Consider the following 16,837-nt stretch of genomic DNA (forward strand, 5'->3'; position numbering starts at 1 on the left):
CGCCATGAGCGAGGATCTGGAGTAATGCACAACTTTTCGGAATTCCCTGGGCAGGGCTCATGACCGTCTGGTTCGTCATCCTGGTACCCCTGGTGATCATGTTCTTCGCGCTGTTCATGGAACGCGTGGAGACCAGGCTCAAGCACGTCGCGGTGCAGGAGAACGAGGTCGAGGAGTTCCTCGAGCAGGCTCAGCCCAACGAGGTCAGGGCCCTTTACGGGCACGGCATCGGGCGCGCGCTCGAGCTTTTCCGGCTGCGCAGGCTGGGCGGGAAGGCGGCCAGGCTTCGCGCGCGACGCGTGCGGAGTTAGGCTCCACGTTCGAGCGAGATCGTTCCCGGCCGCCCGCGCGTTCGGCGTGCCGACGAGCGATCTCGCGCGCACGACCTAGACTGACGCGAAAAGTGATCGACGACACGGTCCTCGGCAGAATGAGGATCGACGTCGTATCTCGATGAGGAGGCACCCGAGGTGGACGAAACCCTGGCCCGAGCGGGCATTTTCCAGGGTGTTGAGCCGGCAGCCGCCGAGGCGCTGGCACAGACCTTGGAATCCGTGGAGTTCCCTCGCGGGCATGTCATCTTCAACGAGGGTGAACCCGGCGACAAGCTTTACATCATCCAGTCCGGCAAGGTGAAGATCGGCCGCAAGTCACCCGACGGCCGCGAGAACCTGCTGGGCATCTTCGGCCCGTCCGACATGTTCGGCGAGCTGTCCATTTTCGACCCCGGCCCGCGGACGTCCAGCGCGACGACGGTGACCGAGGTCCGCGCGGTGACGATGGACCGCCCGGCGCTGCGGCAGTGGATCTCCACCCGCCCGGAGATCGCCGAGCAGTTACTGCGGGTGGTCGCCCGCAGGCTGCGCCGGACGAACAACATGGTCGCCGAGCTGATCTTCACCGACGTCCCCGGTCGCGTGGCGCGTGCGCTGCTGCAGCTGGCGCAGCGTTTCGGCAGCCAGGAGGCCGGCCTGCTGCGGGTCACGCACGACCTGACGCAGGAAGAGATCGCCCAGTACGTCGGCGCTTCGCGCGAGACCGTCAACAAGGCTCTCGCCGACTTCGCGCACCGCGGCTGGCTGCGGCTCGAAGGCAAGAGCGTCCTGATCCTGGACCCGGAACGCCTGGCCCGCCGCGCGCGTTGATTTCAAGTACGTGAAGGCCCCCTTCATTGCGCCTAGCGCAGTGAAGGGGGCCTTCACGTACTAGTGCTGGACACAGTGCTTGACACAACGAAGAGCCGGGCGCCACCCCCGACGTGGCGCACCGGCTCTTCGCTGTGCGCGGACCATCCCCCGACGATCCGCGCTCCCCGCCCTCCGGAACAAGGCCCCGACCCGTACGCCGGAGGGAGCTGGAGACTGTGTGTTTGTCGTACAACCATCCACGGCCATCGGCCGTGAACTCAAGCTCTTTCACTCTCAAGGACGCCGAACGCGTCGATTTGTTGCCCCGAATGACCCAGAATCGACCGACTGTTACCTGATCGTGACGAACTGGGCCGCTTCACCGGCCGTAGTACCCGAATCCGGTGGTGACCAAACTTACCGCCAGGGAACTGGTACTCGCGTACCAAAGTGTTCATACTGGTACGCGTGTCCCAGTCTGTGTCCGCTTCCGCCGAGAGCCACCGCACCTCCCTCGCCGACTACCGGGCCGCGCTGACCGCGCCCGGATCCCGCGGGGCGGTGATCGCGTCGCTGTTCGCCCGCCTGCCGATCGCGATGATCGGTATCTCCGCGCTGCTCTACGTCCAGCGTGAGACGGGCTCCTTCGCCGCGGCCGGACTGGTGTCGGCCGGGTCGCTGGTGGGCGTCTCCGTGGGCGCGGTCGTGCAGGGAAGGCTCATCGACCGGTTCGGGCCGACCCGGCCGCTGCTGACCACCACGGTGCTCTTCGCGCTGGCGATGACCGGGCTGGTGTTCGCGATCGAGGCGCACGCCCCGACGCTCGTGCTGGTCCCGCTGGCCTTCGGCACCGGGATCACGGAACCGATGGTCGGTTCGGCCTCGCGGGCGTTGTGGACACGGCTGCTGCCCGCCGGGCCGACGCGGAACGCCGCGTTCTCCTACGAGGCGATCAGCATGGAGGTCTTCTTCATCCTCGGACCCGGGTTCGCGGGGCTGCTGATCGCCGCGCCGTGGGCGGGCACCGGCATCGTGACCGGCTCGCTGACCATGATCGCGGGCGCGGTCCTGTTCGCGCTGAGCCCGACCGTGCGCGCGTGGGGGCCGTCGCCGTCGACGGGCGGCAAACTGCTCGGCGCGCTGGCCAGCCCCGGGATGCGCACGCTCGCGATCGCCGCGCTGGGCTTCGGCGCGGTGATCGGATTCGTCGAGGTCGCCGTCCCGGCGGCCGCCACCGAGGCGGGGAACACCTCCATCGGCGGTCTGCTGCTCTCGGCCTGGTCGGTCAGCTCGGTCGCGTTCGGGGTGGCGTACAGCCTGCGCCCGTGGCCACGTCAGATGGGCCTGCGGTTGCCGGTGCTGCTGGCCGGATTCGGCGCGCTGGTGGCGCTGCTCGCGCTGCCGGGTTCGCTCTGGGGCCTCGCGCTCGCCATGCTCGCCGCGGGCGCGCTCATCACCCCGCAGTCCACGACCCACTCGGCGGCCATCGAGATCGCTGCGCCGAAGGGCACGGCGGCCGAGGCGTTCGGCTGGGTGCTCACCGCGGTGACCCTCGGCCTCGCGTTCGGGCAGTCGATCAGCGGTTACCTCGTCGAGCACGCCGGGCACGAAGCGGCGTTCCTCGCCGCCGGCGTGGTCGGGTTCGCGCTCGCCGCGGTGGTGTGGCTGCTGCGCGGCACCTTCCGCCCGCAGCCCGCCGCGGCCGTCGCCGAAGCGCCCGAACTTGTCGGTGCCGCCCGCTAGCTTGCGGGCATGGACCTGACTGCCGACACCCGCTCCCTCTCGTCCGCCGTCACCGCCGCCGCCCGGCTGCTGTCGGCCCGCTCCGGCCTGCTGCTGCGCGCCGGGAAGGGCGGGCTGACCGTCGGCGGCAGCGACAGTGAACGAGCGGTCCGCCTGACCAGTGACGCCATGGTCCACACCGACGGTGAGGTCCTCGTCCCAGCCGGGCCGCTCGCGGAAACACTGCGCATGCTCGACGACGACCTGGTGCGCCTGGTCGTCGAGGGTTCGCGGCTGGCCGTGCGGGTGGAAGGCGGGCGGTACGCGCTTCCGCTGCTGAGCCGCGAGCTGCACCTCCCGGACATGCCGCCGAAGGTGTCCGAAGTGGACGGTCACGCGCTGGCGACCGCGTTGCGCACGGTCGCGGGCACGGCGGCGAAGGACGACGCGCTGCCGATGTTCACCGGTGTCCGCGTGCAGAGCTTCAGCCGGGAACTGCGGCTGACGGCGTCCGACCGGTACCGGATGGCCGTGGCCACCCTGCCCCTGCGGTCCGAAGGCGAGCCGATCGACGCACTGGTTCCGGCGGGCCTGCTCGCGGAGACGGCGAAGCAGGCACACGGCGCCGTCGGCCTGCACGGCGACGGCACCCGCTTCGGGCTGAGCTGGGCCGGAGTCACCGTCACCACCGCCGTACTCGACGCGGGATTCCTGTCGGAGAAGCTGATCGAATCGTCCACTGTGGACACGACGGTCGAGGTCGCCGCCGACGCGCTGGCCGCCGCCGTGCGCCGCGTCGGCGTCTACGCGGACGATCGCCGGGTGCTGACGCTGGAGGTCGGCGACTCACACCTTCGGCTGGCCAGCGCCAAGCAGAACACCGGTGAGGCGGAGGAAACGCTGAAAGCGGAAGTGTCCGGCGGCCGGACGTCGCCCTCGTTCCAGGCGCGCTACCTGGTGGACGCGCTGCAGGGTTTCGCCGGGGAGCGGGTGCGGCTCGAGATCCAGCCCGGGATGCGAGCGTGCGTCATCCGGGCGGCGGAGCCGGGCGATGTGGAGCTGACGTACTACGTGATGCCGATGCTGGCGCGCTGACTCCCGCCTTCGTACGTGGCCGGGGCGGCTGGGGCGGCGTGTTGCGAAAGCCACTTTCGCAACGTTGAGGGTTGCGAAAGTGGCTTTCCCAACACAGTGGAGGCGGGTAAGCGTTCGGCCCGGATGGCGCCACCGTGCGGAAGAGGTGTCGCGAAAGCCACTTTCGCGACGTCTGATGTCCCCAAAGTGGCTTTCGCGACACCGACGCTCGACACGGCGTCCGGCACTGAACGCCATGAACGGTCCGTTCCTGGCAAATTTTGCGAGGAACGGACCGTTCATAGCGCACGTCAGGCGGAGGCGGCCTTCACGGCGGCCTCGATCTCCCCGAACGAAGGGTTCACCATCGCCTTGGACCCCACGAAGACCGTCGGCACGACCTCGTTCCCGTTCGCCACGGAACGCACCCGCGCGGCGGCGTCCGGGTCCTCCCAGATGTTGACCCGCTTGACCTTGAAGCCGCTCTTCGACAGCGGCCGTTCCAGCGCCGCGCAGAACCCGCATCCGGGGCGCCAGTAGAACTCGACCTCGACGTCACTCATTCGCCGTCCTCCGACCTCAGATAGTCCAATTGCGCCTGCACACTCCACTCGGCGGGCGCCCACAAAGCCTTGTCGACATCGGCGTAGACGACCTCGACCACCTGGCGCGGGGTGGCGTCCGCGCCGAGCTTCTCCAGTGCCGAACGCACCTGGTCGAGCCGTTCTTCCCGGTGCGCCAGGTATTCGCGCGCGGTCGCGGCCAGATCGGGCAGTTCGGGGCCGTGCCCCGGCAGGCCGACGGTGCCGCCGGGCAGGCCGATGAGCTTCCGCAGCGAGCGCAGGTAGTCGCCGAGGTCGTGCAGCACGGTGGTGCCGCGGCCGAGGATGGTGTCGCCGGTCAGGATCTGCCCGTCGGACACCAGGCAGATCGAGTCGCCGGTGTGGCCGGGCGTGTGCAGCACCGACAGCCGGACGCCGCCCGCCTCGATCACCTCACCGTCCACAAGGGACTCCCCGACGACGCAGAGCTTCTCGTCGAAGGCCCGCACGGGGGCACCGACGCGCTCGGCGAACCAGGGCGCGCCCTCGGCGTGGTCGGGGTGATGGTGGGTGAGCACGATCAGTTCGACGGCGCCGGTCTCCGCCAGCAGCGTCAGATGCTCGACGTCCTCGTGACCGGGGTCGACGACCACGGAGCCGGCCGCGCCGGGGCCGCGCAGCACCCAGGAATTGGTGCCCTCCAACGTCATCGACGAAGGATTGTTCTCCAGCAGCACGGAAGCCGTCGGCGTGACCTGGCGCAGCACGCCGTACGCGGGGGCGCTCACGCCGGGTCCAGGACGACGCGGACCTTGTCGCCTTCGCGCACCAGCGTCGGCATGATCTTCGAAATCTCGCGTTCGACGGCCTGGGCCGCGGCCGCGGAGTCGAACTCGCCCAGTTCCGACAGCGTCATCCAGGTCGGTGGCATGAGCATGCGGCGCCCTTCCTTGGCGTCGGCGATGGCCTCCTCGGGCCGCTGCCAGCCGGAGCTGACGGCCTCGGAGGTGGCACCGTCCGCCTCCTGCCCCTCGGGCAGCACGGCGACGAAGAAACAGGTGTCGTAGCGGCGCGGCTCCTGCGGCGGGGTCACCCAGTTCGCCCACGGGCGCAAGAGATCCGCGCGCAGCGTCAGGCCGTTCGCTTCGAGGAACGCGGCGAGGGAGAGCTCGCGGGAGACCAGCTTCTCGCGGGCGTCGTGATACGGCGTCGTGTCCGTGACGACCGTGTCGCCGGTGCTCGCGAGCAGTACGCCCGACTCCTCGAACGTCTCTCGCACGGCCGCGCACACCAGGGCGCGGGCCAAAGACTCGTCGCATCCGAAGCGCTCCGCCCACCAGGCGGGCTCCGGGCCCGCCCAGCTCACAGTGGTGTCGACATCGCGGGAATCCACACCGCCACCGGGGAAGACGGTCATCCCGCCCGCGAACGGCATGCCCTTCACCCGGTGCTGCAGGAAGACTTCGACGCCGTCGGCGCCGTCGCGGAGGAGGATCACGGTCGCCGCGTCCTTGGGCGTCACCGGCTCACCGTCGGCGTTGGCGCGGGTGCCCACCCCGGCCCCCACCGGGATGTCGAATGTCAGTTCTTCAGCCACCCTCGCAACCTAACACCGCGTTTCGTCCTCTGGTTGCGATCGTTGCGCGTGCAACTACCGCAACCAGAGGACGAAACGCGTGGTGTTCGGTCAGGAAGACCAGCCGCTGCTGCGCGAAGCGCCGTTCAGACGGATCTTCGCCGCTTCGGCACGCTCCCGTTCGGCGAGCTCGGCGTGCAGCTCGCGCAGGAGCGCGCGGTCGCGCTCGCTCAGGCTGGGATCGTCGAGATCGAGAGCGGGCAGTTCGACGACCTCGTGCATGCTCGGCTTGCCCGTGGCGATCTCGCGGCCCTTTTCGGGGTCCTCCTTGAGCGCCTGGCGCAGTTGCGCCACTTCGGCGGGCGTCAGGTCGGCCGTGCGCTCGGCGCGGGTCTCCGCCCGCGACTTGCGCGGCGGTGCCGGCTCGGACGAAGACGAGGGCGGCGTCGCCGCGGGCGCCTGCTGCACGATCGGCACCACCGGCGCGATCGGCTCGACCGGTTCGTGCGTGCCGCCGCCGACCGGCCGCAGCCCGTGCCTGCTCGGCTGCTCCTTGACCGGCTCGGGAGCCGGGGCGGGAGCGGGCGGCGGGGTCACCGGCTCGGACCGAAAGTCACTGGAATGGGTACTCCCGGTGACCCAGACGGGGCTCGCGGCCGAAGACGCGGCCTGGTGGTACGCGGACCGCGCGACGCCGGGGCCCGCGACCTCGACGACCGAGCGGATGCCCGCGCGGCGAAGCGCGGTGTCCACGCGGAACGCGACCGCGGGCGGGTTGCCCTCGGGCCCGATCTCGACCAGGACCACCCGCTGCGGCAGCGCGCCGGGCACGCTGCCGGCCGGCGTGTTCCGCCACACCGCGTGCACCGACCGGACGTCCGGCAGTACCTGCAGGGTGCGGTCGAGCGCCTCGGCGAGGCCGAATTCGGGCTGGTTCTCCCCGGTGAACCGGTGGGTCAGCACCGGCTCGTCCTGTTCGACGACCAGCAGGTCGTTCGCCAGGGTGGCGTCGGACCTGCTCATCTCGAGGACGAGCGCGAGTTCACGCTGTTCGGCGGAGCTCACCGGGATCTTCCCCGCGATCAGGGTGCCGGTGGTGAGCTCCACCGCTTCGTCGATGTGCGCACGCGCGATCAGCTCACGCGCTTCGGTCAAAGCACTGTCGTCGATACGACCCGCCAGGGCCAGTAACAGGTTGTGCAGGCGCAGGGGCACCGAGAACCCGTCCATGGGCGGGCCGTCGTGGACCTCCACCATTGCTCTGCTCCCTCCCGGCTCGCCTGGTGGAGCGAGCGTTAAGCGGCGACCAGCCGACTTCCGGTGTCCACCGCGCCCACACAGACCAGCTCGGAATTGGCGAGCGCGGTGCGGTGATAGCCGGTGAGGTCGATGCTCGGCGGGAGAACCTCGACGCCGGGCTCCTCGTCACCCAGCACGCGCAGGACGCGCTGCAGTTCGCCGGTCAGCCTCGGCAGCCCGTTCGTCGCCGTGACCAGGAGGACTCGTTTCGCCCCACCCTCGCCGACCACACCGAGGTGTCGCCAGCTTTGCCGCACTTCACCCACATCCGGCCGTCCCCGCAACGTCGCGTGGATCAATACGGACACAGAGTCGACGGAGTTCACCCATTCGGGCGCACTCTGCGTGAATGTGTACCTGGTCTCGGTGACGTCGTCTACCCCCAGGGTGGAACTCACCTGATGCCAGTCGGCTCCGTGAGGGATGAGCCCGGCGACTAGCAGGCGATACTCCGTTTGATCCAGGTCGATCCTGTGCTTAAGCAAAGACCTGGGCAGGGTCCGTGCGAGCGTGCCCATCGCACCCTCGCCCAGCCAGTCACGGAACCGCCACAAGAGCTGGTCCGGCAGCCGTCCGGCCAGCCGGAGCAGGAGCTCGTGCGAGGACCGTTCGATGTCCGGGTCCATCACTTCACCTCCACGATCAGTTCGATCTCGACCGGCGCCCCGATCGGCAGCTCGGCGACCCCGACGGCCGAGCGGGCGTGGATGCCCGCCTCGCCGAAGATCTCGCCGAGCAGCTCGGACGCGCCGTTGATCACCGCGGGCTGACCGGTGAAGCCCTCCGCGGACGCCACGAACCCGACGACCTTGACCACGCGGACGACGTTGTCGATGCCGGCGACCGAGTCGACCGCGGCGAGGGCGTTGAGGATCGACGTCCGCGCGTACTGCTTCGCCTCTTCGGGGCTGACCTCGGCGCCGACCTTGCCGGTCGCTTCGAGCTCACCGGCGACGAAGGGCAGCTGCCCGGCCGTGTAGACGTGCGAGCCGGTGCGGACGGCCGGCACGTAGGCCGCCAGCGGGGCGGCGACGGCAGGCAGCTCGATCCCGAGCTCGGCGAGTCGATCGCTCCAGGTCATGGCTTCAATCCCTCAGTTCTTCGCTCGTTTGAGGTAGGCGACGTGCTGCTCGCCGGTCGGGTTCGGGAGCACGGTGACGAGCTCCCAGCCGTCCTCGCCCCACTGGTCGAGGATCTGCTTGGTGGCGTGGATCAACAGGGGGACGGTCGCGTACTCCCACTTGGTGGCGCTCATGCCCGGGAGCGTAGCCAAACCGGCAAGCGCGCCCGACACACATGCGGAAAACCCTCTCGCGACCGGTTCGCCGATTTCCCGCCGATGTGGTTCACTTCACACCTACTCGGGAGTAGATAGGACGCCGACATGCGGACGACGAAGTCCCTCGCCGCCACCCTCCTGGCCGCGGCCCTTGCCCTGATCTGCGCTTCACCGGCGAACGCCGACGAGAAACTACCCGTCCCGTGGACACTCGCCGCCGCGCTGCCCGCGCAAGCGGCGAACCCCGGCGGCCCGCCGCCCGGCTCGAACGACTTCGGCTGCCGTCCGAGCGCCGCCCATCCGAATCCGGTGGTGCTCACCCACGGCCTCGGCGCCAACCAGACGGTGAACTGGCAGACGTTCGCCCCGCTGCTCAAGAACCAGGGCTACTGCGTCTTTTCCTTGACCTACGGCGTTCCCGGCGAGCCGCTGCCGGTCTACCAGCCCGGCGGGCTGCTGCCGATGGAGCAGAGCGCGAAGGAGCTTTCGGCGTTCATCGACAAGGTGCGCGGCGCGACCGGCGCGGCCAAGGTGGACCTCCTCGGGCATTCCGAAGGCACGCTGATGCCTTCCTACTATGTGAAGTTCCTCGGCGGAGCGTCCAAAGTGGACAAGTACGTCAGCCTGACCCCGCTCTGGAACGGCACGACGTTGTTCGGCGCCTCGCATCTGTACGCGCTCGCCGGCGCGCTGGGGCTCGCGCCCGGGTTCAACGGCATCCTCGACCCGCTCTGCGGTTCGTGCCGCCAGTTCCTGCGCGGTTCGGAGTTCCTCACGAAGCTGCGCTCGGGCAACGGCGTCTTCCAGCCGGGCGTGACCTACACGAACATCATGACCCGCTACGACGAAGCCGTCGTCCCCTACACGAGCGGGATGGGCTCCGGGCCGAACGTGAAGAACATCGTGCTTCAGGACGGCTGTGTGCTGGACCTGGCCGAGCACGCCGGCGTCGCCGCCGACAAGAACGCGGCCGGGCACGTCCTCAACGCGCTGGACCCGGCGCACGCGAAGCCGGTCCCCTGCGTGCCCGCGACCCCCATCGGGAGCTGAAGGGGACTTTCCCCGCATGCGACGCGGTGAAGGGAGCTTTCACCGCTGGAATTCAGGGCTGGGCGCGCAGCGTCTCCGTTGAGGGTGGCGGCGGGGGCATGGATGGAGCGGGTATGGCGTCCTTCAGCCCCCACTAGGCTGGGCCCGTGGAGACCTGGCGTGTGGTCGCGACCGTCCTGCTCGCCGCGGCCGGGCTGCCGCTGGTGCTGGTCCTGATGGCCAAGGCGCGGGACCGCACGGGCCGCTCCGGAACGGTCGCGGTGACCGGCGCGGTGGCCCTCGTCGTCCTCCTGCTGCTCGGTGTGGTGATGCTCACGGTGCTGCCCGGCGTCCTGACCTGGAGTCTTCTGGGACTGGTCGTGGCCGCGCTCGGCGTCATGATGCTGGCGGGCTGATCGCTCAATTAGGGTGGGACCGGTGAGCACATCCCTTGCCGGCTGGACCGACGAACTCGCGAGAGCCAGGCTGCATTTCGTCACCGGTAAGGGCGGGACGGGCAAGACCACGCTCGCCGCCTCCCTCGGCCTCGCGCTCGCCAAAGGCGGGCGCCGGGTGCTGCTGATCGAGGTCGAAGGCCGCCAGGGCATCGCCCAGCTCTTCGACACCGAGCCGCTCCCGTACGCCGAGCAGCGCATCGCGGCCGTCCCCGGCGGCGGCGAACTGCGAGCCCTGCACATCGACGTCGAGGCCGCGCTGCTCGAATACTTCGAGATGTTCTACAACCTCGGCTTCGCGGGGCGGACGCTGCGGCGGATGGGCGCGATCGAGTTCGCGACCACGCTCGCGCCCGGCCTTCGCGACGTCCTGCTCACCGGGAAGATCAAGGAATGCGTCGGCCGCACCGAATCGGACGGCCGCCACACCTACGACGCCGTCGTCGTCGACTCGCCGCCCACCGGCCGGGTCGTGAAGTTCCTCGACGTCACCAAGGCCCTGACCGACCTCGCCAAGACCGGCCCGATCCGCGGCCAGGCCGACGGCGTCGTGCGGCTGCTGCACTCCGGGGAGACCGCGGTGCACCTGGTGACGCTGCTGGAAGAGATGCCGGTGCGGGAGACCGTCGAAGCGGTCGCCGAACTCGACGGCGCCGACCTGCGTCCCGGCGCCGTGCTGGTCAACCGGGTGCGCCCGCCGCGGCTGCCCGCCCGCTCGGTGACCGCCGCCGCCGACGGCCGTGTCGACGCCTCGCGCGTCCGCGCCGGCCTCGCGTCGGCCGGGCTGAACCTGCCGGACAGCACCCTCGACGCGCTGGTCGAGGAGACCGTCGAGCACGCCGTGCGGGTCGCCGCCGAGCAGCGTGCCCGCGAGCAACTGTCCGAAGCGGACTTGCCGGGCCTCGAACTGCCGGACCTGACCGACGGCGTCGACGTCGCGGCCCTCTACGACCTCGCCGAAGCGCTGACCGAGCAGGGGGTGCGCTGATGTCGGACATCCTGGAGGTCGACAAGCTGATCGACGATCCGGAAAGCCGGGTCATCGTGTGCTGCGGGTCCGGCGGGGTCGGCAAGACGACCACCGCGGCGGCGCTGGCGTTGCGCGCGGCCGAACGCGGGCGGCAGACGGTGGTGCTCACCATCGACCCGGCCCGGCGGCTGGCGCAGGCGCTCGGCCTGCGCGAACTGGGCAACCACCCGAAGCAGGTGCAGGTCGAAGGCTTCGAACCCAAGGGCGAACTCTGGGCGATGATGCTCGACATGCGCCGCACCTTCGACGACATGGTGCGCGTGCACGCCGGCCCGGAACGCGCCGAGCAGCTGCTCCAGAACTCCTTCTACCAGACCATTTCCACCTCGTTCTCCGGAACGCAGGAGTACATGGCGATGGAGAAGCTGGGGCAGCTCGCGGCCACCGACGAGTGGGATCTGATCATCGTCGACACGCCGCCGAGCCGGTCCGCGCTGGACTTCCTCGACGCGCCGACGCGGCTTTCCAGCGCGCTCGACGGGCGGATGATCCGGCTGCTCACCGGTCCGGCCAAGGCGGGCGGCTGGGGCCTGCGGAAGGTCGTCAACGCCGGGTTCTCGATGTTCGCGAAGGCGGTCTCGACGATCATCGGCGGCCAGCTGCTGACCGACGCTTCGGCGTTCATGCAGGCCTTCGACAGCATGTTCGGCGGGTTCCGCGAACGCGCGCGCAAGACCTCAGAGCTCCTGCGGTCCGGAGGCACTTCGTTCCTCGTGGTGGCCGCGCCGGAGCCGGACGCGCTGCGCGAGGCGTCCTACTTCGTGGAGCGGCTCTCGGAGGAGAGCATGCCGCTGGCCGGGCTGGTCGCGAACCGGACGCATCCGGTGCTGGCCCCGTTGTCCAGCGTCGAGGCCATCGCGGCCGCGGAGCAGCTCGCGAAGGGCGAAGCCGCCGCTCCGCTGGCCGAAGCCGTCCTTCGCCTGCACGCGGACCGGGTCGCGCTGGCCGATCGAGAGACGCGGCTGCTCGCCAGGTTCACGCGGGCGCATCCCGAGGTCCCGCTGGTGCGGGTGCCCGCGCTCCCCAGTGACGTGCACGATCTCGAAGGCCTGCGCGACATCGGGACCAGGCTGGCCACCCAGTCCTGAGTTTCCGTGAAGGACCCCTTCCCTACCTTGGACTCAGGGAAGGGGCCTTTTCACGAAACCATGATCACGAGACTCGGACGCGTACGTCTTCCTCTTCGTCGATCCCGGTGAAACTGCGCTTCGCCGCTTCAAGCAGGTCCGCCCAGCTGGAAACGTCCGGCCGCCGCCGCAGCAGCGCCCGCCGTTCCCGTTCGGTCATACCTCCCCAGATGCCGAAGTTGATCCGGCCATCGAGCGCTTCGGCGAGGCACTCCGTCCTGACCGGGCAACCGAGGCAGACCGCCTTGGCCCGGTTCTGTTCCGCCCCCCGGACGAACAAACCGTCCGGATCGGTGTCGCGGCACGACGCATTGACTCGCCAGCTCGACTGGTTGGTTTCCATACCCCCAGCTCCCTACCCTGGTGTTCGACACACCACGGGGGGACGAAAAGCCTGCGCTCCTGCCCCCATGAGCGTGTCTCCCTGTGTGCTCACGTCGGTTGAGCCGACACCTCCCCGGTGCCGGTGCCTCCGTTCGGCCGAATGCGACTGCCGCTCGCACTCACCCGTCTGTCGGCTTTTTCATACGTGAGACGTTGACGGACTGTAAGGGCCCTCGGTTCCCTCCGCCAAGCCCTAGAATGCCTCCGACTACCGACCGTCACCTCATGGGGTCGATTTCGTAACCGAATCCACACTTTCAGCTAGGTGACGTCACGGTGGGCTAACGGCATCCGCGTACCCTGGTCCGCGTGCGCAAAACGGACGGTCTGCTGAAGCTCATTGGCCTTTGTGTGCTCGCGGGGGTGCTGGTCGCGGGGATGTTGTTCCCGGTGGCGGGTGCCGCGGGGGTGCTGTCGAACCAGGCGAGCGAGACCGTCGACAAGACATCTTCGGATCTGGCGGACATCCCGCCGCCGTTGGTGACGACGATCACGGACAACACCGGCAAGCAGATCGCGACGCTGTACAAGCAGTACCGCATCCCGACCACCGAGACGCAGATCAACGACGCCATGAAGTGGGCGCTGATCTCGGTCGAGGACAAGCGCTTCTACGAGCACAACGGGGTGGACTGGAAGGGCACGCTGCGCGCGGCGGTCAGCAACAGCACCGGCGGGGACACGCAGGGCGCGTCGACGCTGACCCAGCAGTACGTCAAGAACTACTTGATCAACGTCGTCTACCGGGACGACAAGCCGGGCCAGAAGCGCGCACAGGAGCAGTCGGTCGCCCGGAAACTGAAGGAAGCCCGGATCGCGATCCAGCTGGAAACCAAGCTGAACAAGATGCAGATCCTGACCGGCTACCTGAACGTCGTCGAGTTCTCGCGTGAGATCTACGGCGTCGGCGCGGCCGCGAACGCGTACTTCAACACGCCCGTCGAGAAGCTCACGGTGCCGCAGGCGGCCTTGCTGGCCGGCCTGGTGAACAACCCGGCCGTCAACGACCCCTGGAAGAGCCCGGCGAAGGCGACCGAACGGCGAAACCTGGTGCTGGACCGCATGGTCGACAACCAGAAGCTCGCGAAGGTGGACGCGGAACGGTTCAAGGCCGAGCCGCTCGGCGTCGTCGAAGGCGGCCCGCAGAAGCCCGCCTCGAACTGCGTCGGCGCCGGTACGGAGAACGGTTTCTTCTGCCAGTACGTCGAGGACTATCTCCTCAAGTCCGGGATGACGAAGGACGACCTCTACACCGGCGGCTACCGGATCAAGACCACTTTGGACGAACGGGCGAACCACGAGGCCAAGATGTCGGCCGAGGCCCAGGTCAAGAAGACGCAGGACAACGTCGCGAACACGCTTTCCCTGGTGAAGCCGGGCAAACAGCGGCACGAGGTCGTCGCGCTGGCGGCGAACCGTGACTACGGGCTCCATGAGGACCAGGGACAGACGACGTTCGCGTTGCCTTCCGGCGTCTACAACACCGGTGGCGCCGGGTCGGCGTACAAGGTCTTCACCGCCGCCGCGGCCTTGGAAGCCGGTGTGGCGGGGATCAACTCTCCCTTGCCGGTGACCGACTTCTACACGTCTCGTGTGTTCGCCGGTGGTGGCCCCAAGTGCGCCCCGACCGGGCCACCGTTGCGCTCTCGCTGGTACTGCCTCGGGAACGCGGGCGACTACAACCCGGCGGGCGGCACGATGTCGTTGCAGCAGGCGCTGGCGACCTCGCCGAACACCGCGTTCGTGGCCCTCGAAGAGAAGGTCGGGAGCACGGGGCCGATCGTGGAGATGGCGCGCAAGCTCGGCATGCGCGACACCATGGCCAGCAACCTCGGCGGCGGCGCCGTGGATCCGAAGTCCGACAACCCCGGCGCCAACACCAGCCAGCAGCAGGCTTTCGGGCCGCGGCCCGGCTGGGCCGGAAACGCGTCGTTCACGCTCGGCCCGGCCCCGCTGAGCGGTCTGGAGCTGGCGAACGTCGGCGCCACGATCATGAGCGGCGGCGTCTGGTGCCCGCCGACCCCGCTGGCCGGCGTCACCGACCGGGACGGAAAACCGGTGCCCGTCAAGGAAGCCGCTTGCGAGCAGGTGGTGCCCGAAGGTCTCGCCAACACTCTCGCGGTCGGCTTGAGCCGGGACAGCGCGCCCGGTGGCACGTCGGCCGTCGCCGCGGGCGGAGCCGGCTGGAACCGGCCGGTGATGGGCAAGACCGGGACCACGCAGAACAACGGCTCGGGAACCTACCTGGGAGCCACCCCGCAGCTCGCGGGCGCGGCGATGGTGTTCCGTCCGAAGGGCGGAAACGGCGGCCTCTGCTACTTCGGGCCCGGCAACGTACGCACCGGAGGCTGCAACCCGAACATGTTCGGCGGGAAGACGCCGGCGCAGACCTGGTTCGGGGCGATGTCGAAGATCCTCGAAGGCCAGGAACCGCTGCCGTTGCCTGCTCCGGACCCGAAGTACCTGGGCGGCGGACGCTGATATCCGCCTGACCTGCGCTGACAGTCGAAGCGAAGGGTCGGTGATCTTCGGTCCCGGCGCCGCCATCGCGCTTTGCCGCCTCCTCGGCATACTGTGGCACCGGCTTGCCGGAGCCACGGGCTCGCCACCGAAATACGATCAGCGCTGAAAGCCGCATTCACCAGCGCAAATCACGATGCGTCACGAGCATCTAACTTTAAGTGAGCGACTGGCGGCCTAACGGGGAACAGCGGTCGACGGGACCATGTCGGTTGATCGCGACACTCCGCGCCGACCACGGAAAGTGAAGAAAAGAGGCCATTCCAGCGATTTCCCGGCATCGCCGGAATGGGGGCGAACGATCACCACCGGAGAGCACGTAAACTGGACATTGTGAGCACGCTCAGTAACAAAGCCACTTCGGGGGCGACGGTACGGCGCTTGGCCGTGGGAACCGCCGCCCTGGGAGCCGCGACCCTCGGTTACGCGGTCGGAATCGAAAGGCGCCGGTGGACGCTTCGCACCGCGGAGCTCCCGGTCCTCGCGGCAGGGGCGAAGCCCTTCACGATCCTCCACATCTCCGATCTGCACATGCTGCCCGGGCACGTGAGCAAACAACGCTGGGTAGCGGCGCTCGACGAGCTCGAACCGGACCTCGTCGTCAACACCGGTGACAACCTGTCACATCATCAGGCCGTCCCGTCCGTGCTTCGCGCGCTCGGCCCCCTGCTCGAACGGCCCGGCGTGTTCATCTTCGGCAGCAACGACTACTACGCGCCGAAACCGAAGAACCCCGCGCGCTATCTCATGCCGAAGGGCAAGAAGAAGCGCATCCATGGCGAGCACCTGCCGTGGCGCGACCTCCGCGCGGCCTTCGTCGAGCACGGCTGGCACGACCTCACCCACGTCCGCCGCACCATCGAGGTCGCCGACCAGTACGTGTTCACCGCCGGCGTCGACGACGCGCACCTCCGCCGCGACCGCTACGCCGACATCGCCGGCCCGGTGGACACCGCGGCCGCCGTCCGCATCGGCGTCACGCACTCGCCGGAGCCCCGCGTGCTCGACGAGTTCGCCGGCGACGGCTACGACCTCGTCCTCGCGGGCCACACGCACGGCGGGCAGCTCCGGGTTCCCGGATACGGCGCGCTCGTCACGAACTGCGAACTGGACCGCACCCGGGCCCGCGGCGCGTCCCGCTGGGGCGCCCAGATGTGGCTGCACGTCTCCGCCGGTCTGGGCACCTCTCCGTACGCCCCGGCCCGCTTCGCGTGCCCGCCCGAGGCGAGCCTGCTGACCCTCGTCCCACGGGGCACGACCAGCGAGAACCACCGGAAAGCAGCCCCCCGCAAAGCCCGAAACACCGTCCGCTAAACTTCTCCTCGACCCGCTAAGAAGTATCCGGGGTGTGGCGCAGCTTGGTAGCGTGCCTCGTTCGGGTCGAGGAGGTCGTGGGTTCGAATCCCGCCACCCCGACGTTGGATCGAAAGAGCCTTGCTCGCTTTCGCGAGCAAGGCTCTTTCGCGTTGCGGGCTTCCGCACGACTGACGCCGGATGTCCCCGTGTGACATGGGAAACGTGTCGTGAAGGCCACCTTCAGGACACTCAACGTCCCAAAGGCCCCCTTCAGGACAGGCCCCCGCCGACGCGCTCCCCAACACAGGACCCCCGCGCAGCCCCCGCCACTCCCAGGGGGGCGACCCCGGCTCCAGCGTATCGCCGAGGGGCGTCGG

General features: G+C 69.2%; 18 protein-coding genes and 1 tRNA gene. 11 read left to right on the forward strand and 8 right to left on the reverse strand.

Features of this window, described 5'->3' with window-relative positions:
• Window positions 1–59: 59 nt before the first annotated feature.
• The 4 genes from ACOCEP_RS08670 (at window position 60) to dnaN (ending at window position 3,944) form a co-directional block, all read left to right on the forward strand.
• Window positions 60–311, forward strand: a complete 252-nt coding sequence (locus ACOCEP_RS08670) for a hypothetical protein (RefSeq protein ID WP_005166943.1) — start codon at window positions 60–62, stop codon at window positions 309–311.
• 159 nt (window positions 312–470) lie between these two features.
• Window positions 471–1,145 carry a Crp/Fnr family transcriptional regulator gene (locus ACOCEP_RS08675; RefSeq protein ID WP_003081747.1) on the forward strand — a complete coding sequence of 225 codons (675 nt, stop codon included), beginning with the start codon at window positions 471–473 and terminating at the stop codon, window positions 1,143–1,145.
• 462 nt (window positions 1,146–1,607) lie between these two features.
• The gene (locus ACOCEP_RS08680; protein WP_482339648.1) at window positions 1,608–2,870 is read left to right on the forward strand and encodes an MFS transporter; all 1,263 of its coding nucleotides are present in this window, start codon (window positions 1,608–1,610) and stop codon (window positions 2,868–2,870) included.
• Window positions 2,871–2,879: 9 nt separating this feature from the next.
• Window positions 2,880–3,944 carry a DNA polymerase III subunit beta gene (gene dnaN / locus ACOCEP_RS08685; RefSeq protein ID WP_482336775.1) on the forward strand — a complete coding sequence of 355 codons (1,065 nt, stop codon included), beginning with the start codon at window positions 2,880–2,882 and terminating at the stop codon, window positions 3,942–3,944.
• Window positions 3,945–4,234: 290 nt separating this feature from the next.
• Here dnaN and ACOCEP_RS08690 read toward each other — a convergent pair whose 3' ends face one another.
• From ACOCEP_RS08690 to sp36, 7 genes are all read right to left on the reverse strand, one after another.
• Window positions 4,235–4,486, reverse strand: a complete 252-nt coding sequence (locus ACOCEP_RS08690; RefSeq protein ID WP_034314716.1) for a glutaredoxin family protein — start codon at window positions 4,484–4,486, stop codon at window positions 4,235–4,237.
• On the reverse strand, window positions 4,483–5,253 hold the full coding sequence (locus tag ACOCEP_RS08695; RefSeq protein ID WP_482336776.1) for an MBL fold metallo-hydrolase: 771 nt from the start codon (window positions 5,251–5,253) through the stop codon (window positions 4,483–4,485). The genes ACOCEP_RS08690 and ACOCEP_RS08695 overlap by 4 nt, the downstream gene beginning before the upstream one ends.
• Window positions 5,250–6,062: an NUDIX hydrolase gene (locus ACOCEP_RS08700; RefSeq protein WP_482336778.1), complete on the reverse strand. Its 813-nt coding sequence runs from the start codon at window positions 6,060–6,062 to the stop codon at window positions 5,250–5,252. The genes ACOCEP_RS08695 and ACOCEP_RS08700 overlap by 4 nt, the downstream gene beginning before the upstream one ends.
• A gap of 90 nt (window positions 6,063–6,152) precedes the next feature.
• Complete coding sequence (locus ACOCEP_RS08705) at window positions 6,153–7,298, reverse strand: hypothetical protein (protein ID WP_482336779.1); 1,146 nt, start codon at window positions 7,296–7,298, stop codon at window positions 6,153–6,155.
• A gap of 38 nt (window positions 7,299–7,336) precedes the next feature.
• A complete protein-coding gene (locus ACOCEP_RS08710) occupies window positions 7,337–7,966 on the reverse strand; it encodes a hypothetical protein (RefSeq protein ID WP_016337887.1) in 630 nt (209 codons plus the stop codon).
• Window positions 7,966–8,421 carry a RidA family protein gene (locus ACOCEP_RS08715; RefSeq protein WP_482336780.1) on the reverse strand — a complete coding sequence of 152 codons (456 nt, stop codon included), beginning with the start codon at window positions 8,419–8,421 and terminating at the stop codon, window positions 7,966–7,968. The genes ACOCEP_RS08710 and ACOCEP_RS08715 overlap by 1 nt, the downstream gene beginning before the upstream one ends.
• A 12-nt stretch (window positions 8,422–8,433) precedes the next feature.
• Window positions 8,434–8,595, reverse strand: coding sequence for a Sp36 family protein (sp36, locus tag ACOCEP_RS08720; protein WP_005166970.1), 162 nt, complete (start codon window positions 8,593–8,595; stop codon window positions 8,434–8,436).
• Between the two features lie 129 nt (window positions 8,596–8,724).
• On the opposite strand from sp36, the gene ACOCEP_RS08725 reads away from it, so the two are divergent.
• The 4 genes from ACOCEP_RS08725 (at window position 8,725) to bagB (ending at window position 12,221) form a co-directional block, all read left to right on the forward strand.
• Window positions 8,725–9,669 carry an esterase/lipase family protein gene (locus tag ACOCEP_RS08725; RefSeq protein WP_482336781.1) on the forward strand — a complete coding sequence of 315 codons (945 nt, stop codon included), beginning with the start codon at window positions 8,725–8,727 and terminating at the stop codon, window positions 9,667–9,669.
• Between the two features lie 146 nt (window positions 9,670–9,815).
• On the forward strand, window positions 9,816–10,064 hold the full coding sequence (locus ACOCEP_RS08730) for a hypothetical protein (RefSeq protein ID WP_482336783.1): 249 nt from the start codon (window positions 9,816–9,818) through the stop codon (window positions 10,062–10,064).
• Between the two features lie 22 nt (window positions 10,065–10,086).
• A complete protein-coding gene (bagA, locus tag ACOCEP_RS08735) occupies window positions 10,087–11,091 on the forward strand; it encodes an ATPase BagA (protein ID WP_125679752.1) in 1,005 nt (334 codons plus the stop codon).
• Window positions 11,091–12,221, forward strand: coding sequence for an ATPase BagB (bagB, locus tag ACOCEP_RS08740; protein ID WP_482336784.1), 1,131 nt, complete (start codon window positions 11,091–11,093; stop codon window positions 12,219–12,221). Before bagA ends, bagB begins: the two co-directional genes overlap by 1 nt.
• 64 nt (window positions 12,222–12,285) lie before the next feature.
• On the opposite strand, the gene ACOCEP_RS08745 is transcribed toward bagB, so the two are convergent.
• Window positions 12,286–12,603 (reverse strand): WhiB family transcriptional regulator, encoded by a 318-nt coding sequence (locus tag ACOCEP_RS08745; RefSeq protein WP_005166974.1) that lies wholly within the window; start codon window positions 12,601–12,603, stop codon window positions 12,286–12,288.
• 350 nt (window positions 12,604–12,953) lie between these two features.
• On the opposite strand from ACOCEP_RS08745, the gene ACOCEP_RS08750 reads away from it, so the two are divergent.
• From ACOCEP_RS08750 to ACOCEP_RS08760, 3 genes are all read left to right on the forward strand, one after another.
• The gene (locus ACOCEP_RS08750) at window positions 12,954–15,125 is read left to right on the forward strand and encodes a transglycosylase domain-containing protein (protein ID WP_482336786.1); all 2,172 of its coding nucleotides are present in this window, start codon (window positions 12,954–12,956) and stop codon (window positions 15,123–15,125) included.
• A gap of 426 nt (window positions 15,126–15,551) precedes the next feature.
• The gene (locus ACOCEP_RS08755) at window positions 15,552–16,478 is read left to right on the forward strand and encodes a metallophosphoesterase (protein WP_482339650.1); all 927 of its coding nucleotides are present in this window, start codon (window positions 15,552–15,554) and stop codon (window positions 16,476–16,478) included.
• A 28-nt stretch (window positions 16,479–16,506) separates the two neighbouring features.
• Window positions 16,507–16,580 (forward strand) — tRNA-Pro (locus ACOCEP_RS08760).
• The last annotated feature ends 257 nt before the right edge of the window (window positions 16,581–16,837 follow it).

The organism is Amycolatopsis sp. CA-211722, assembly GCF_056828465.1.

Excerpts from the sequence above, each read along its gene's own strand:
- ACOCEP_RS08725 (WP_482336781.1), top strand. The coding sequence starts at position 8,725 with ATGCGGACGACGAAGTCCCTCGCCGCCACCCTCCTGGCCGCGGCCCTT.
- ACOCEP_RS08715 (WP_482336780.1), bottom strand. The coding sequence starts at position 8,421 with ATGACCTGGAGCGATCGACTCGCCGAGCTCGGGATCGAGCTGCCTGCC.
- ACOCEP_RS08705 (WP_482336779.1), bottom strand. The coding sequence starts at position 7,298 with ATGGTGGAGGTCCACGACGGCCCGCCCATGGACGGGTTCTCGGTGCCC.
- dnaN (WP_482336775.1), top strand. The coding sequence starts at position 2,880 with ATGGACCTGACTGCCGACACCCGCTCCCTCTCGTCCGCCGTCACCGCC.
- ACOCEP_RS08670 (WP_005166943.1), top strand. The coding sequence starts at position 60 with ATGACCGTCTGGTTCGTCATCCTGGTACCCCTGGTGATCATGTTCTTC.
- sp36 (WP_005166970.1), bottom strand. The coding sequence starts at position 8,595 with ATGAGCGCCACCAAGTGGGAGTACGCGACCGTCCCCCTGTTGATCCAC.
- ACOCEP_RS08745 (WP_005166974.1), bottom strand. The coding sequence starts at position 12,603 with ATGGAAACCAACCAGTCGAGCTGGCGAGTCAATGCGTCGTGCCGCGAC.
- bagB (WP_482336784.1), top strand. The coding sequence starts at position 11,091 with ATGTCGGACATCCTGGAGGTCGACAAGCTGATCGACGATCCGGAAAGC.
- ACOCEP_RS08710 (WP_016337887.1), bottom strand. The coding sequence starts at position 7,966 with ATGGACCCGGACATCGAACGGTCCTCGCACGAGCTCCTGCTCCGGCTG.
- ACOCEP_RS08690 (WP_034314716.1), bottom strand. The coding sequence starts at position 4,486 with ATGAGTGACGTCGAGGTCGAGTTCTACTGGCGCCCCGGATGCGGGTTC.